The organism is Cysteiniphilum sp. QT6929, assembly GCF_030035755.1.
In the GTDB taxonomy this organism is placed as follows: Bacteria; Pseudomonadota; Gammaproteobacteria; order Francisellales; family Francisellaceae; genus Caedibacter; species Caedibacter litoralis.
This window is the reverse complement of sequence record NZ_CP103984.1, coordinates 47,767-64,812: the sequence shown is the minus strand read 5'-3', so window position 1 is coordinate 64,812 and position 17,046 is coordinate 47,767. Positions and strand designations below refer to the sequence as shown.

The window sequence follows — 17,046 nt, the reverse complement described above, 5'->3', positions numbered from 1 at the left end:
CTATTCGATTTGCTTTTCTTTACTTCAGTAAGATATACGTCGTTTAACAACAAAATTATAGGAGTGTTAAGTGATAACAAAGAACATGCGGAATCGTGAAAAAGGACGTAGATCAGAAAGTAAGTGTGCATTATTAACTGTGCTTACTTCGTATTCGGTCATGGCGCTTTGTTATGGTCGGGTAGGCGCAGAATATAATAACTGTTTAACAGTGAATAATGCGCGCCGTCTACTACTATGCGGTTTTCTAACTACCCGATCACCAAACCTAATAATAACAAAGGTGTCGCTATGGAAGCTGTGAACAACCAAACTAACCAAAGCTATTTCAATAGCATTCAAGCTGAATGCGATAGAATCCTTTATACCCCAAAAAGCAAATTTCACGTTGATTTTTTATGGTTGTCTCAGTGGCTAAAGCATTTACACTGTCCACGTCAAGCGATCCTATTATTACAGGTACTATATTTTAGCCACAAAGATGGCTCTGTGTTTACCAATGCTATTGGTGAAACTTACCAAGGCATGTTAGTGAATTTTAACGCCTTAGAGGAGCGATTAGGGTTTTCGCGTAAGGTTAGTCTAACCACATTCAAAAAACTTGAGGAGCAAGGTCTAATTGTCCGTATTACCTTAAAAAACAATCGTATTCTTTACCAATCAACGAGCAAGGCTAATGCACTTTTAAATGATCTACACAACTATTCTTTAGCTGCTAACATTACCCAAAAGGACTATGACAAATTAAGTCAAAACTTTGATGAAATAAGCCTTTCAGCGCCAAGCTATGCCCAAAGGGATAGGCAATCCTTTACGTTTGGGCATAGCTCCATATATAGGGTAAATAATCAAAGGGTAAATAGAAAAAATAACACTCTTAACAATCAGTACCAAGAATTAAAGAGTTTTGGCGCAAGTGAAAATTTTGATTGTGACAAGACTGTGATTTTTTCTGATTTTTGTGATTTTGATTTTTATGAATTTGGACTTGGAGCCGTCAAGTGTGAATCTAGTTTGTTTGATTATTTCACGGTTAACCAAGCTAAAGTGATTAACACCATTATCCACGTCAATGCCAATAAAATCGATATTGTCGCTTTCAACAACGCATTAGCCAGAAAGGATATTAAGCGTGAAGCTCAAGACTTCAAGCAGTTTGTTGACTGGTGCTATTTGGTGGCAGTTGATGCTAAAGGTGCCAATGTAGCTAAGGGGTCAATGACTGTGAGCGATTGTGATTTGCCTGAAAGGGCTGTTGATTGTGATCGCGTCAATCTTGGAAAGATGGACACTAAAAGTAACAACGGCAATAACGATGATAATAATAACAACCAAACTAACCGCCAAAGCAATCTCGATCTTGATGCGGTCATCAATGAATTAAAGGCAATTTTAACTAACAAAAGCCTTGAAACGATTACTTCTAAGGTGTTTGAACTTGATAACCAATACGATATCGACACCGAAAACGAGCTTGTTGCCGCCGTTTTATGTGATTTTGGTGTGATCAGTGAAGATGAATTTTTAAGCGGATTTAATGCTGCCAGTGATTGTGCTAGAAATATCAACAAAATGATTCAATCACCGACAACATTAACCACAAGGATTAACAACACCGAGGTATTTGATGTTGCCAAAGCTGATAATGCCAGTAATAAAGCATTTAATCAAGATAGCAACAACGCAAATGGTCAAAATCGTAAAAATAGCAAAAATAGTCAATGTAGCCAAAAGAATACAGGGATTGATCGCGACAAGGAAATTTCTGGCGTTGCCAGTGGTGGGCAAGACGCGATGCTTAAACCATCACCAGCAACAAGAAGGAGCAACAACACTAATGGATTCAATGCTGTTGCTCCTGATAATGCCAATAAAGGGCTGATTGATCAAGCGCGTCATAATGAAAAGGGTAAGAAAAACATTGATGAATATTTAGCTGTTGTTGCCAGTGACGCTGATCGTGGACATACTAAGTCATCACTGACAACGGAGGATGACAATAACCCAAAAGGTATTACTGTCAAAGGTGATCATGCCAATAATGAAGAAATTGATCAAGCCAGTCATAGTGTAAACGGTGCCATTGTTGTTGATGGTCTTGGTGTAAGGAAAGGAGAAAGTGTCGGTTTTAGCAATGGCGAAATCGTTGGTTTTAGCGGTGACGGTCAAGGTAGATATTTGCGCGAAACTGTCACAAACGATAATAACTATCAACAAAATATTAATGCTGATAATGCCCTCAAAGATAATGAAACGATAGTTGACCAGTTCCTAAATCTAGGCGAATCCAAGTATAAGGACTTTATTAAACTGTGCGTTGAACGGTGCTTTCCCAGTGAAAGTGAAGTTGTTAAGAGTGCGACTCGTGCAATTAAAGATTACGGTAAACTGAATTTTGATCAGTTATATAATGGCATTTGCTATAGTCATTTTACAGTGCCAAAGCTTATTGACCGTCAAGCAGTTGCTGACATTGACCAAGATAATAAAAAAAATCAATCATACAATAAGGCTAAAAATCCGCTGTCAAAGAATCCCAACTTGAAACTCCCCACGTTGACTGACTTGAAAATGCCTATCATCGAAAAAGAGGTACTTTATAAAGATTGGGCGAGTTTAGCTGAACAATCTCTAGGCTTGGGTGTTGTGAGCGAGTGCCAAAAAATAGCCATTGTCGCCATTATTGATTATGTCAAAAGAAAGGGTGTTGTTATTACCAGTGATCAAGAAGTGTATGAGTGGCTTTATCATACGGCAGCCAATTATGAATATTACTTTTCAGGTGCCACAAACTTTAAACATTTGGCGAATATACTCATTAAGCGATTAGTGAATCAGTCTTTTAATCGTCCGAGTGGATTTGATCATTGGCGCAAAATGATTGGTGGTAGTAGTAGCGTTGATCGTGTTAAAATTGATAATAAAACGAACAATAATAATTTAAAAGATGACACTAACGAAATTGATCTTCTGCTTAGAAGAATGGAAGACAAAATAAACATTACAAACCCTAAAAAAGAGGTAAAAAATTGCCATGAAAAGCTTTATTTTACTAGGTATACAGGTGGTTTTGTGGTATAATGATCATAGTTAAAAATCAGAGGTGTGAATAGCCTTGATAATAACATGATGTGTTAACTTAACGGTGAATTAAATTGCTAAAGTTGCAGGATAATTTACAAGAAAATTGCATACTAAATTTGATAATAAAATTAGCCTAAGAGGTGAAAAAAATGAGAATAAACAATACAAAAAAGTAGTTTTGAGCAGTGGGAAAATTGACAGTTTGAACGACCTAAATTAACCCACCGTCAGAATGCTTATATAATGAGATACAAGCCCCATCAATATAAATGAATTTTATATTTTATCAAGCAGGTATCTCTAAAAAGTGGCAATTAATTTCAATTGCCACTGTGACAAAAATATTTTATAAAGCCCGATTTTTCAGGTGGGTTATATATTTGCACCTACTAAGCAGATGTTAGATGAAAAAATAACGAAGGTTCCTCTGTTTAAACACTGTTCTTGGTGTTTTACAAGTCCCGCTCTTGGAGCGAAGTTATACGCGATATAATCATAATACCTTGCGAGGTTTATGCTCTGTATTACGTTACGTTTAACAAATAGATGCTGCTTAGTTTTAGGCATTATCTATGTGTTAATGTCAACAGGGAGTGCATACTAATGTCGAGAGAATGCCATAAATTACTTAAAGAAAGTCATCAAATATCGTTTAAATTACGTCATCGAAAGCCTTATATTGCTTTGATGAGAGATTATACATTGAATGACAGTCAATTATTTAACCAGTTGTATCAGCATCATATCAAACTTGGAGAAACTGCTAAAAAAGCAAGATTAATTGCTAAAGGTGAAGAGTGCCGCTTAAGGAGCTTATCAAAAGCTAAGAAAGTCATGGTTAAATATAAGCAAGGTAAAGAAATTATCGGGAAGATTTTTAAGTTAACACATCAACACATTGCGTTAAAACTGAATCCAAAGCATAAGCCTATTTGGTTAGATCGCCGTTATATTCGTTTGATTAAAATCGTTTAGATCAATGTAAGGGTATGTTCGATCAAAAAAAACAAAAAAACAAAAAAAGTCATCACCATTTATTTTACTTAGTATCGTTATTTTATTGGGTGCAATTCAACCCTAAATTTATTCAACATCCTCAGTTTATCAGAGTGTTTCATTATATTTATCAAGTGCAAGTCATTTGATTAAGCACAGTTATCGTTTTTTCCAACAACAACTCCTTTAATCGCGGTAGCTGTGCTTAATGAGGTGGATTTGTTTTTTAAACCAAGAGGTAAGCAATTATGGATAGTGAAGATGGTTTTGAATCTGGACAAGCAGAAGAAATCGACATTCAGTTTAAAGCAGAACAAAGATTTTTTTAGTATTGGGTATTGTCATGTGTAAACAAAAAGGAATATAAATAATGATCATTAAAAAGAAAATCAGGCTTGTATTGCTTGCTATTGGTCTTGGCATGACGGGTGTTGCCAGTGCAAATAGCATTTATTTTATTAAGAAGGGAGCGCCAGATATAAACACAGATTGTGGTTTTATGGCGTTATTGATAGATGGCTTTAAAACTGTAAGCAATCAAGAGCAGAAAGATGTAGTGAACCAGATTATAAATAATGACCTTAAAAACTATGTATTAAATTTTTATGCAGCTAAAAAACAAGCTTTTGAAAAAGCCATAGTTAACCCAACAATTGAAAATGTCGCTGAGTCCTTGCTTTATCAAAACATAGAGTTAAAGGCTTTAGCTGAATTAAAAAAAGATGTAGTTAATGCTTATAATGTGGCGCAAGAGATTGTCTTGGATCAGTCTTTAACAGCGAAAGAAAAGATGATTATTCATCAATCTAATTATCCTATAGTTGCAGCAGTGGCTAAGGTATTAAGAGATAGTGCATCTGATCAAATAAAACAACCAAATATAAATGATGACGGCATCTACAAGGGCATTGCAGATAATAGCTGTAATGATAGTAGTGGTTGCAATGAAATTATATCTAAATCTCAAGATATTTATAGATCATTAGCTATTAGAGGTAGTGTTGGCGATTTTGCCACGAATAAACAAATTTTAGCGGGTGCTCCTTATGCTTTTAATCTTGGCATGTTAGAAAATGAGCCAGTTAAATATCAAGCGTTAAAAGATACAAAAACCTTTTCTTATCAACAAGCGCAGTTAGCAATGTTGACGGATATTGATCATCAGTTGAGAAAACGCAATCAACAAGAACAAGAACAAAAACAAAGAAAAGGGGGAAATGATGTTTAATCGATATTCACGTCATCGATCTCAACAGGATAAAAAGAATAAAAAACAAGATAAACCAAAGCAATTTGCAGCAGCAAAAAAGAGCATCAAGCACATGGGTCAGCGATTTTTATACTATGAACGCAAGGTGTCCACTTACTTTTTCTGGTTATTTCTTTTTTTTGTGTTGGCAGTATGTGTCATCGGTCGGGCACCCAAAACGATGAACTGGTTTTTTATGTTACTGTTTTTAACCATAGCTTTTGCCATTACCGCTTTCATTGGTAAGCGCATATGTCGTTACTATTTTGTCAAATATCAGTGGCAGCGTTATGTCATTGCGATGATGCGCCAGATGGTATCGATTTATCAGCAATTGACGGGTTTTATTAAGCGACATCCCTATACCAAGGTGTTTGTGGTGAGTGCAGTGATTATTGTATCTTTTTTGTGGTTGCATAGCGCATTCGCGGGCTATCGATTACAGCCGTTATCAGATAGAGAAACGCTACAGCAGCGATTAGATGGAGAAAAGGGTTGGTTGTTGGGCAGTGACTTTAATTTTAATGATGTGCAAGGCAGTATAGCCAATACGCGCAGACAAAAAGGATACTTTGGCTTTGATGTGTATGGTGGTTATCGCTTTGTCATTGATCAACGCCAAACGTTGACCCCGACACTGGGTTTTGCGGTTAATAGTAAAAGTGTGTTCAGTGGGGTTGATCAAACGATCACAACGTCACTGTATGATATTTCAGGCATGTTGAAGTATCACTATTATGTTGGCAATGGTATTAAGTTAGGTGCAGGTGCGGGGTTGGGATTTGTCTATGGTTGGATTGAGCGTGACGATAGAAGAGGTCAACATGCTCAAGGCAGCAGGACATCTTTTTATCGCAATATTGCCCCAATTTTAGGATTGTATTCTGGGTATCAATTAACGCAAGAATTATCGATCGATACAGGCTTTAGCGCTTATTTACCCTATCTCTTGAAGTCGCAGCAGACGGTGTATGGTGACAAATCAGCGATACCTACGATCTATCGATTGAGCTTTGGAGTCAGTTATGTTTTTTAGTTTTCCCTTTCCTCACCCAAACCAGCGATTGAATGTTCAGTTGGGTCATTATGCACAGTTTTTTGTGGTTATGATCATGAGCGGTTTAGCACTCATGGTGATCACAGGCTGCTCAACAACTTCATCAAGCATAGGCTTTAAGCAGGAACCAATCGCAGAGGTTGTTAGTGTACAAAGTGATGTTAATCATGCCAATAATTATGTTTATCAGGCAAAACCATCCAAGACGTAGGTGTGAAAAATAAAAAATAAAAAACAAAAAATAAGTCATTTAGTGTTAAGGCACAATCTGTTTTATCTATTATTGTCAATTACCATTTAGTTGAGGCATTCCAGTGCTTTAATGCTTAACCTTTTCCCATTGTCCCCATTTTTTTCACTTTTTCCACTTTTTCTGCTGTTTTTATTTTCAACTCAGTAACAGAAGTGAAAAAGCACGCGTTTATTTTTTCGTCACAATAAACGCACGTATTAAACCAATCAAATTTACTATACATCAACAAAAGGAGCATACGTTATGTTAGCAATGTGTAAACAAACCCTCAAAGATCAATTCACATGGGCATCTTTAAAGTCATGGGGCATTGCCCTTTTATTTGCCGTGGTGCTGTCGCTGTTATTTGTGTTGGTCAGTGAAGCGGCGGTTGATAAAACAAAGCTGACCAAAGAAGTCAATGATGCGGTTGGCTCAGGCAGTTGGGGACAGATTGTTTTAGGCGGTATTGCCTTGGTCATTTCTGCGATTTTCTTTTTTACAGGGAATATCAAAATGGCAGTAACTATTTTTGCAGGAGTTGCCGTACTACTGGGTGTTTATAACTCAGGTTCACTAGGATTTGGCGCTTGATATGGCAAATCAGGAAGAAGATCAGGATTTTACACGCGTGTGTAAATATTTGAATAAACCGCGCTTAACGATGGGTTGCACAACCGATGAAATTGCCCCTGCCTTTGTGGTAATGGCAACAGGGGTGATCACCAGTCATTTAAGTCTGTGTTTTTTAATTGGTATGTCTTGGATATTTGGTTTAAAAACCCTAAAACGCTATCGTAGTCCGCAATTTTTAGCGGTAGCGATGTACTGGTTTTTAGGTCAGCCAATTTCAAAGATGGTATTTAAAAAAACCATCGATTCCGCTCAGCGATTCTGGTTACGTTAGTTTTTCGCTTTTTTGTATTTTTTCTATCATTAAACCTTTAACTCAATAGGAGCGTTTATGGACGCATCACATCATCAATTGGGTCAGTCATTAGGTCAGTATGTGAATCGCTGGCTTAAGATTGGCTTTATCTTTATGTCACTGGTGTCGATTGTGCTTGCTTATGCCTTATATCAAACGATTAAACATAAAATGGTGACGTTAGTGCCACCTGTGTTAAGTCATCAGATGAGCATTAGCCTGATAGAGCCAGATGACTCTTATTTGGCGCAGATGGCGTTATTTTTACTGGGAATGAAGCTGAATGTATCACCCGATAATGTACTGTTAAATCATCGGGTACTAAAAAGCCATACCTCACCGAAAACATGGGGTCAGTTAAACAGTGTGTTGGAGAAAGAAGCTCAAGACATTCAGGCGGGGCGTATTTCTTCAGTGTTTTATCCCAGTGAGCAGGAAATGAGTATTGAGCGCTTGCAAGTTAAAGTCAAGGGGATGTTAGAAAAGCGGGTGGGGTTACGTCTTGTTTCACATCAGGAAGTCCGCTTTATTGTGCAGTTTGATTATTACAATGGCTCATTGCATGTCAAAGATATTGTTGAGCTTAAGAAGCCATAGTTTTTTTAGGGAGTTATTTATGATGATTTTTAGCGGGAAAAGCCAGCATTTAGTGCATCGATGTAGTTTACAAGGCGCAAGGTGTCTTCAATTGATTAGAACAATGGTTACATTGCTTGCATTGCGTATATCGCTTGTATTGCTTTTATTTCTTTTACTGCCTACTTATTTTATGACTTGTCACATTGCCTTTGCAGAGACAACACTTAATGTCTCCCATGCAGATAGCGTTGCTGTGCTTGATAAAAGGGCAGAAAAACATCTCATCACAGATGAGACAGATGAGGCGCGATTACTGTCTGCAATGAAAAAGCAAGGGGTGATACCTGTTGCCGTAGAGGGTAATGATACGAATAAAAATAAAAATTCAAAGCGTCATCAAGCAGTGGCAGAGATTTCAGCAGAGGAGATAACATCCTTAAGCCAATGGACAGTCGATCACAACAGCCAACATAAGGTTAATAGTAGCTATCCTTCGACCCTTAAACCTTTAGATGCCAAGCGGATACCTTTTAGTAATCATCAGACGTTAACGGTGCGTTTGTCTAAAACAGACAGCAATCGTTTATACGTTGAGGGGGATAAAATTACTGATTTTACCTGTCAACAGGGCTTTTGTTTTGTTGATCGTCATCGTTTGGATAAGACAGGGGATGCGTTAGTGACTTTGGGCAATGCCGCACGTTTAGGCACAGGATTTACGGCTTTTGTGCTGACAGAATCAGGGCGACAGTTTACGTTATACGCGGTACCAGAGGTTAACAGTGGTCAGACCATTGGCTTTATTGCTCAAGGGGGCAGCAGTCTTAAAGCTCATGACGTTGAGAAAAAAACGCCGTATCGAACCTTAGTGGTGTCGGTGATTAGGGCGATGATCAATTATGCTGATACAGGCGAATTACCAGAAGGGTATACAACGACTGAGATTCCGATGGAAGATCATGTTAACCATCGAGAAAATGCCGCAGGTCATGAAAAACTGAATCAGGGGTTGAGTTATCAACCTGTACGATTATTTAAAGGGGGTATGTTAACAGGGGTTGTTTATGCGATTCAAAACGTCAATGCACAGGTTGTTTACTTACACCCTAAAATGTTTTATCAAAAAGGTATGGTTGCAGGGGCGTTGAGTAAAGAACAACTGGCATCGGGTGAAGCAGGTTACTTTTATGCCTTAATCCAAGAGGGCGCGAGTGATGTTTAAGTTTTTAAAAGTATTAATCCTTAATAAGCAACTCAAGCGTATGTGTAACGCATTTAAGACTAAGTTGAATAGTAAGGGCAGTAAAGGCAGTAAGGGTACTCAGAAAAACGCCATGCATGAAGCAGATCGTCCTTATGTTACTGGGCAAATGCATGATATTAACGATACCGGTCAAAACAAAGGAAATGAAAAAAATGAAAAAAATGAATCTGTATCAACTGATCAGCATCAAACGATGATTGATGCCACTGTTTTTGAAAAAAATAAAGATACAAAGAAACGTTTATTAACCTTGATGATCTTTGTCGCTGTTGCAGGTGGTTTTATCTGGTTATTGACGATTTTTATGTCATCCAAGGCAAAGGTTAAGCCAAACGTGGTGATTGAGGGTGATGACAAAGTATTGGCTGCGGGTGAATTTGTTAAAATTAAGGGTGCCACGTTTACTGCTGATGATAATAAAAGTGCTTTGACCCATCAGCAACGTCAGATTGATGATGTGGTCAGTCAGTTGGATAAGCTGACAAAAGAAAACCATTCATTAAATGATTCTCTTGATCGTCAACGTCAGCATTTTGAACAGGAAAACAGTTATTTAAAAAAGCAGCTTTCAACGCAACAACAGGAAACGCAGCGGTTGATTGATGAAGCTAACAAAACAGAAAAAACAAACAAAGCGGAAAAAGCCAACGCGTTAACGTCAATGGTGACTAATAGCAATCAATTCTCTCAATCCGCTCAGTCCTCGCATGGCAAACCAACAATGCCACAGGGTGAAAGCGTCAGTCAATGGGATAATCAAAACAATCAAAATAATCAAGGGGTTTTTGGTCAAGGGCATTATGCCCATACAGAGCCAGTTCACGTTGTGCGCTTACCGGTGAGTTTCACGACCACGGTAGTTGAAAAGGACGATGAGGGTAGCCAGTATATCCGTAACTATAGCAATTATGTACCAACAGGTACTTTTTGTGAAGCCAAGCTATTAGGTGCTGCGGAAGCGCAAGCAGGCGTTGATGCTCAAGGTGATGCCTCGCCGATTTTGTTTGAGGTAAAAAATCATTGTATATTACCCAATGGCAAACAATCCAAGCTTAAGGGTGCATTTATTACTGCCAGTGTCTATGGGCGTATTTCTTCATCAAGGGGTATGGTGCGCTTAGAACATTTATCACTGGTGCGCAAAGATGGTTCAATCTTAGATATTGGCGTTGAGGGCACGGCGTTTGATTTGAGTGGTAAAAATGGTATTCGTGGTGAATTTAAACTGCGCAATGATAAGGTGATTATGAATGCAGGGATTGCGGGGCTGTTATCAGGCTTAGGTGAATCAGCCTCACAATATTCACAGACTCAATCGATCTCACCATTGGGTGCAACGACAACGATTGATGCTTCAAAGATTTTACCTAATGCGTTGGGTAAAGGGGCTTCTCAATCTTTTGGTGAGATCAGCAAATACTATATTGAGTTTGCCAAGCAATTTCAGCCAACGATTGATTTACGTGCGGGTGCTAAGGTGAATATTGTTTTTTTAAAAGGCTTTCCTATTGTTGATGAAGCGCGTATTCGTGCGTATGAGCAGAAAGTGGAAGCAGCACGTGAGGAAAGAATAAAAAAAGCCAATATGCAGCCATTAAATGTGCCGGCATCAGCAATATCGCCCACGTCGTCGATAAGGATGCCTGCTTATAATATGCCGCCAAATGATCAAATTGCCAATCACTATGATGCATCCTCAGTGAATCCTTTTGGTGGTGATGAGCGTGATACGCGGACACAAGAACAACATGCATTATCAGCACCACTGCCTGATGGTCTGCCACGATCAAGATAACCATTTTGTCGATGGTTATTTAATTTGTTCAATTTTTTCAAACTTTTTTAAATTTTTTAATATTTTATAACTTTCAAGAGGTTTTAGCGATGGATTCAGTTCAATATAAGCAGGTCATCATGACCCTGTTACCCTTATTGCAGCCAATCATTTTAATAGTTTTAATGATTTTGTTTTTTCGCGTATTTTTTAATTCCCTTTTATCGCATTTATCACATTTATCGCGTATATGGGCTTTATTACCATTACTTTGGTTATGCCTGTTATCAGGCTGTTCAACTTTTAGCAGTAGCTTTGACTGTGATCGTATTGGTGGCATTAAAGGCTGTGTGTCGATGAGTGAGGTTTATGCGCAATCATCAGATGATCTCTCTTATTCTTCTGATTCGTCTCATTTTCCTAATGGTTCACATACTATGGCACAAGATAAAAAAACAACCGTAAAAAAGGGAATAACTAAAATAGGTGAAATAAGTGAAATAAGTAAAATAAATAAAACGCCGAGTGGTTCAGCGTTAACTGTGCCTGCGGTCGGTCAGCCTGTGCGTGTTGGTGATACGATTCAAAAGATGATGATTTTTGATTATATCGATAGTGAGGGTAATTATAACGAGCCAAGTATCGTTTACACGGTCTTGCGTGGTGCCAATTGGTTAAACCATTCCGTGCATGCGGTTAAAGCGATGGGGGATGAGTAAGATGAGTAAGATGAGTGAAATGAATCAAGTAAGTAAAAGAAATGAGATAAGTAAAATAAATAAGCTTAAAAGTATAAAAAGCCTGTGTTTTCCTTTTAAGCTTAAGCATCACAGTCCGTTTGCAGTGTTAAAAAAATACGCCAAGCCCAAGGGTGCTGGACACTTTCATCATTTGTTACCTTATCGTTTTTATGATGCAAAACGCGGGATATTTCATAATCAGTATGCCAGTGAGGGGTTGTTCAGCAGGCAGGCTAAACGCGTTAAAAACGGTTATGGCTTTGGTTTACAATTGTCACCCTTGACAGGGGCAAATATCCATCTTGCCAAAGATTTAAACGATATGATCGTTAGTAAATTACCTGCGGGCAAAAAGTTCAGTTATCAGTTTAGCTTGTTGGGGCATCGACAGTTACTGGAAAAAATCCAGTATAACGCGTATGTGCATTCTAAGCGGGGTGGGATGTATGCTGATATTGCCAACCATCAGGCAAATCTGGCGATTAAAGCGTTGATTGATGGTTTCCCCAGTGGTTATGGCAAACACGCGCACTTTGATTTAAAAGACTATGAAGCCTATTTCTTTGCGCACTGTATTGCTCAGGATGCCAGTAAGATGGCACAGGTGAAAGAAGATGTTGAAATTGCATTGTCTACGGCACAAATTCATTATCAAGCAATGGCTGCTGAGGATTTAATGGCGCATGTTGGCAATATTATCAATCATAATCCCAAAAAATTAACGCCCAGCCAGTATCATCATAATGTTTACGATTATCTTAATCAGCAAGTATGTGATGCCTCCACCGTGATTGATCAGATTGATGCAAATTATATTGATATTGCGTTTATGGATGAAACCTGTGGTTATGATGAATATAAACCATCAGCACAGACATTAGCATCATCAATCAATTCAGATCAAAAAAAAGCTGAAAAAGCCGAGGTTCGCGTGGTCTGTTTAAGCTTAAAGAAATTGCCGAGTGATTTTTTTATGACGCAGTTACCTGAGTTTTTAAGCTCAAGCAATAACATTGGATTATCCTTGCGCTGTCCTTTTTTATGGACAACGAATTTTCAAATTGAAGATAAACTAAAATCGGATACACAAACGCGTCAGAAGATTAAAAACTTAGATAAATTAAGATCGATTGGTTTTGAAAAGCTGTTACCGTTTTTATCGGATGAGTTAAGCGAGTATCGAGACATTCATCGTGGGCTTGAGGATGACCGTTATCGCATCTGCACGTTTTCGATGGACTTAATTTTGTTTTCAAGCAAAGCAGATTATAAAAAAGATGTGGCAGCGGCAATGAATTTATTTCGACATGGTTTACAGTTACAGGATTGCCAGTATCTACAAGGGCAAATCTTTCAGAGTATTTTTCCGTTTTGTTATGCGCCGTTAAGTGATGATCGCCAGCGCTCAGGCACAAGACATCGGACGAAATCACCGAATGTGGTGAGCTTCTTACCGATTGTTGGTGACTATAAAGGGGCATATGACCCTGATAAAGGTGAGCATCAAGGGCATAGTTATGGTTTGATCACTACGACCGCTAAGAATCAGTTTGCGCCATTGAATTTATTTAAGATGGGCACAGATTCCTATAATGTGGTGATTGCGGGTGCTAAAGGGTCAGGTAAATCGGTATTGGCGCAATTACTGATTTATCAGATTGTGGCAATGGGTGGGTATGCATGGGCAATTGATAAGGGTAATTCTTTCCGTGATCTGGTTGAAATCGTTGAGGGTCGGCACATTAATGCGATGGAATTGTATTTAAATCCGTTTAGTTATTTGGATTTAGAGCAAATGGAAAGTGATCCTGATCTGATGAATGATCCTGACATTGATGTGTATTCGGTTTATTCCAATACCATTTCAATGATTGCGGAGTTGTTTTATATGATTGGTAAGCCCAAAGAAAAGGATGTTTGTCCGTGGCAATTTGCGAAACTGACCCAAGCGGTAATGCTCGCGCATCAGCAATTTACAACCAACACCAAGGTTGATCATGTGTGGGATGAGCTTAAAAAAATGGTCGATGAGCAACGCGCCCAAAATAACGGACACTGTGACACAAGACTGTCTGACTGGTTGGATTTGTTAAAGGTCTATCGCACGGATTCTTACAGTAAGACACACAGTAAGATTTTTAATGAAACCTCAAAGCTTGACCCTGATTCACCGTTTATCTGTGTTGAGGTTGAGGGTGTATCTAAAGAGATGATTAATCCGTTAATGATGGCATTATCGATTGATATTAATAATCGGATTATTTTATCCAGAGACGCAAAGCCCAAAGGCTTCTTTATTGAAGAAGCACCACAGATTATGCGCTTTGAATCACAAACCTTGCAGGATAAATTTTCGGAAGCTGCTGCGACCTATCGTAAAAAGAACGCATCCCTTGCCTTTATTGGTCAAACGGTCAAGGAGTTAAACAGTACCAGTTTGTTAGCACAGGGTTATGAGAAAGCAGCAATTAAAATCATTATGTCGCAGGATGCTACTTTTGCTGCATTTGCCAAACAGAATAAAGAGAATCCTTTATTCACTGATCGCGAGATTAAGATAATACAACACTTTCGTCCATCGTCTGAGGCATGGTTTTCTTCGTTTTTAGTTAAGCGCGGTGAGTTTTCATCAGAGCATCGATTTTTTCTTGACCCTTATTCAAAGATTATTACGTCAACGAAAAGACAGGAAGTGGACGCTGTTAAGAACTATCGCAAACAGGGTTACGCGCTTAAAGAGGCAATTATGTTGACGGTCAATGAATTTTATGGGGATGAGTTGGCGGAGTTACAACAATTTAGTGAGCAATTTGCTAGTTTACAGGCACGCAATCAAGTAGATATTGATTATGCCGATTTCAAGCAGCGTTTAGCTGAAACAAGTGATGGTCAAGTGCGCCAGAATATTAATCACAAACAACAAACATAGCACCAAGCCTATGTTAAAAAACATAAGCTTGTGCCACTGCCCCCACGACATTTATTAACTGGTGCTGATGATACGTCTTTTGTCCACCTTTACATTTTTTTACTTTAATGAGAAGTAACATTTTGTTGTTTCGCTATTTTGCTGATTATTATCAGCATTAAACTAATTGCGGTCATCAAATAATGACATGTATAAACATAACGTCAGCATCAACAGCGATAGCTACTATAGCTTAAAATTGACGCACATCGGTTAACTAATCTGAATTACGGACAAAAAGATGAAATTATTGAACTATGTAACATTCGTTATGATATTTATTCGTACTTCTGCATTTTTCGCATTTTTTGCAGTTCTTGCATTTCTTACATTAATCAACCTTAGCCTATTGACATTCAGTTATGCAAAAGACTTAGGCAAATACGGTCATACCTTTGAAGTTGTTGAGATGAATTTTATGGATTTGATTCATCTTAAACTCAAAGCGCTTGAGCAAAGTGGTTTTTTAAGTCAGTGGCAACAAGAAGTTAAAGAAAACGTTAAAGCAAAAATGCTGCGCCCAACCCCTGTGCGTTTGCCGACAACGATCACACCTGATATTTTTTATTATCAGCCGATGATTACCTTACATAAAGATATTATCGATCATACAGGCAAGGTGCTTTATCCCAAAGGCTTAACCGTGAATGCGCTAGATGTTGCCACTTACCCCAAAGCACTACAACAATATGCATTAACGCCACCGATATATGACACGATACTTTTATTTGCCGATGGTGATGATGCCTTACAGGTCAACTGGTTAAAAGCCAAGATTATGCAATTGCAGCAGTCAAAAACGCCGCTTAAAGTGATCTTAACAGGTGGCAATATCCATGAAGTCTCTCAAGCACTTAATCATAACGTACGCTTTGATCAGGGCGGATTTATTACGCGCACCATAGGCGTTAAGGCAGTGCCTAGCATGGTAAGCAAAGAACATGTGTCGATGAAGATTGAAGAAGTCAGTTATCAAATGGTGAGCTTTTTGGCAAAGCAAATACAACCAAAGGGAGAAGTGAAAGAGGTAAGGGAAGTAAGAAAAGCAAAAGGAGTGATCAAACCACAGGAAAAAGCAAATAAAGGAGGCAGTGATGCAACGAGATAAACGATTATTGATACGGTTTTGTTTACGTTTACCCTTTGTTATCTTTGCGTTGATGATGTGCTTTTTGTCGTTATCTGGTGTTTCAAGCTTGTATGCCACAGGCACAGGGTGTGTGGGTCGTTTTGTTACTCCTGTGACGGATGTGTCATGGGCAAGTGTTTTTCCGATTACGATTGGGGCAGTGCAAACGGTACCGAGTCCACTGGGATTGCCTGACACAGAAAATCCACCCATGCCTGTGGCACTGTGTCCCATTATGCCCAATGTTTACCGTCTTGGTATTACCTTGGGTTACTGGGAGCCGCATTCGTTAGTTGATGTGACAAGGATTCCGTATTGTATGGTCAATATGGGCTATCAGATGTCGATGGGGATTAATCAGCAGCAGATTGGTGGACGATCGAATTATATGGCAGGCTCCAGTGATAGCAGTTTTTATCATGTGCATTGGTATAAATATCATGTGATTTATCTGTTAAACTTGATTATGTCAACAGGTTGTATGCAGGCGGAAGGTGTTGATCTTACCTATATGAGTGAGCTAGACCCCTTATGGGATGATGATATGCTGGCGTTTATTTTAAATCCTGAAGCGATTCTTTTTGGTAATCCCATTGCACAATTGGCGTGTATTCCTGAGGCGATTGCCACCTCAACGAATATGAGTTTGGCGTTTGATGTGCTTTTCTGGTGTGCGGGTTCCCAAGGCGGCATTTATCCGTTAACTGGTTCTGTCGCCTATACTAATACCCATATCTCTAATGCGGTACTCTTAACCGAGCGGATGAATTACAAACTACATCGTCAGGGTATGATTTTAGAAAGCAAAGGAGTTTATCCTATTGTGTGTCAGCAATACCCTGAACCAATTTTACCGAAATCACGCTATCGTTATCAGTTGACTAATATTGTGCCAGAGCCTTACTTATCGCACCCTTATACGACTACCACGGTGATTTCAGAAGCAGGTAAAGACAATATTGTTACAGGGACTCATTTCGGGCTGTTGAATTTTAGAAAACGCAATTGTGTTTATATATAACCTTAAACACCTAAGACGTTTACTC

14 protein-coding genes are annotated in these 17,046 nt (G+C 38.6%); all 14 read left to right on the top strand.

Features of this window, described 5'->3' with window-relative positions; all coding sequences use genetic code 11:
• The first annotated feature begins 291 nt into the window (after positions 1-291).
• The 14 genes from NYP54_RS11750 to traU all read left to right on the top strand — a co-directional run bounded on the left by NYP54_RS11750 (position 292) and on the right by traU (position 17,021).
• Positions 292-3,081 (top strand): hypothetical protein, encoded by a 2,790-nt coding sequence (locus NYP54_RS11750; protein WP_283157556.1) that lies wholly within the window; start codon positions 292-294, stop codon positions 3,079-3,081.
• Between the two features lie 606 nt (positions 3,082-3,687).
• On the top strand, positions 3,688-4,059 hold the full coding sequence (locus NYP54_RS11745; protein ID WP_283157555.1) for a hypothetical protein: 372 nt from the start codon (positions 3,688-3,690) through the stop codon (positions 4,057-4,059).
• Between the two features lie 391 nt (positions 4,060-4,450).
• Positions 4,451-5,308 (top strand): hypothetical protein, encoded by an 858-nt coding sequence (locus NYP54_RS11740; protein WP_283157554.1) that lies wholly within the window; start codon positions 4,451-4,453, stop codon positions 5,306-5,308.
• Positions 5,301-6,365: a hypothetical protein gene (locus NYP54_RS11735; protein ID WP_283157553.1), complete on the top strand. Its 1,065-nt coding sequence runs from the start codon at positions 5,301-5,303 to the stop codon at positions 6,363-6,365. The genes NYP54_RS11740 and NYP54_RS11735 overlap by 8 nt, the downstream gene beginning before the upstream one ends.
• 76 nt (positions 6,366-6,441) lie before the next feature.
• Positions 6,442-6,597, top strand: coding sequence for a hypothetical protein (locus NYP54_RS11730; protein ID WP_283157552.1), 156 nt, complete (start codon positions 6,442-6,444; stop codon positions 6,595-6,597).
• A 285-nt stretch (positions 6,598-6,882) separates the two neighbouring features.
• Entirely contained in the window at positions 6,883-7,212 is a 330-nt protein-coding gene (locus NYP54_RS11725) for a hypothetical protein (RefSeq protein WP_283157551.1), read from the top strand.
• Between the two features lies 1 nt (position 7,213).
• Positions 7,214-7,525: a type IV conjugative transfer system protein TraL gene (traL, locus tag NYP54_RS11720; protein ID WP_119328395.1), complete on the top strand. Its 312-nt coding sequence runs from the start codon at positions 7,214-7,216 to the stop codon at positions 7,523-7,525.
• Positions 7,526-7,582: 57 nt separating this feature from the next.
• Entirely contained in the window at positions 7,583-8,143 is a 561-nt protein-coding gene (gene traE / locus NYP54_RS11715) for a type IV conjugative transfer system protein TraE (RefSeq protein WP_283157550.1), read from the top strand.
• 91 nt (positions 8,144-8,234) lie between these two features.
• Positions 8,235-9,347, top strand: a complete 1,113-nt coding sequence (gene traK / locus NYP54_RS11710) for a type-F conjugative transfer system secretin TraK (protein WP_283157549.1) — start codon at positions 8,235-8,237, stop codon at positions 9,345-9,347.
• On the top strand, positions 9,340-11,184 hold the full coding sequence (locus tag NYP54_RS11705; protein ID WP_283157548.1) for a TrbI/VirB10 family protein: 1,845 nt from the start codon (positions 9,340-9,342) through the stop codon (positions 11,182-11,184). The genes traK and NYP54_RS11705 overlap by 8 nt, the downstream gene beginning before the upstream one ends.
• 89 nt (positions 11,185-11,273) lie before the next feature.
• The gene (gene traV, locus NYP54_RS11700) at positions 11,274-11,882 is read left to right on the top strand and encodes a type IV conjugative transfer system lipoprotein TraV (RefSeq protein WP_283157547.1); all 609 of its coding nucleotides are present in this window, start codon (positions 11,274-11,276) and stop codon (positions 11,880-11,882) included.
• Position 11,883: 1 nt separating this feature from the next.
• On the top strand, positions 11,884-14,832 hold the full coding sequence (locus NYP54_RS11695) for a TraC family protein (protein ID WP_283157546.1): 2,949 nt from the start codon (positions 11,884-11,886) through the stop codon (positions 14,830-14,832).
• 310 nt (positions 14,833-15,142) lie between these two features.
• A complete protein-coding gene (gene traW, locus NYP54_RS11690; RefSeq protein WP_283157545.1) occupies positions 15,143-15,979 on the top strand; it encodes a type-F conjugative transfer system protein TraW in 837 nt (278 codons plus the stop codon).
• Positions 15,966-17,021: a conjugal transfer pilus assembly protein TraU gene (gene traU / locus NYP54_RS11685; protein WP_283157544.1), complete on the top strand. Its 1,056-nt coding sequence runs from the start codon at positions 15,966-15,968 to the stop codon at positions 17,019-17,021. The genes traW and traU overlap by 14 nt, the downstream gene beginning before the upstream one ends.
• The last annotated feature ends 25 nt before the right edge of the window (positions 17,022-17,046 follow it).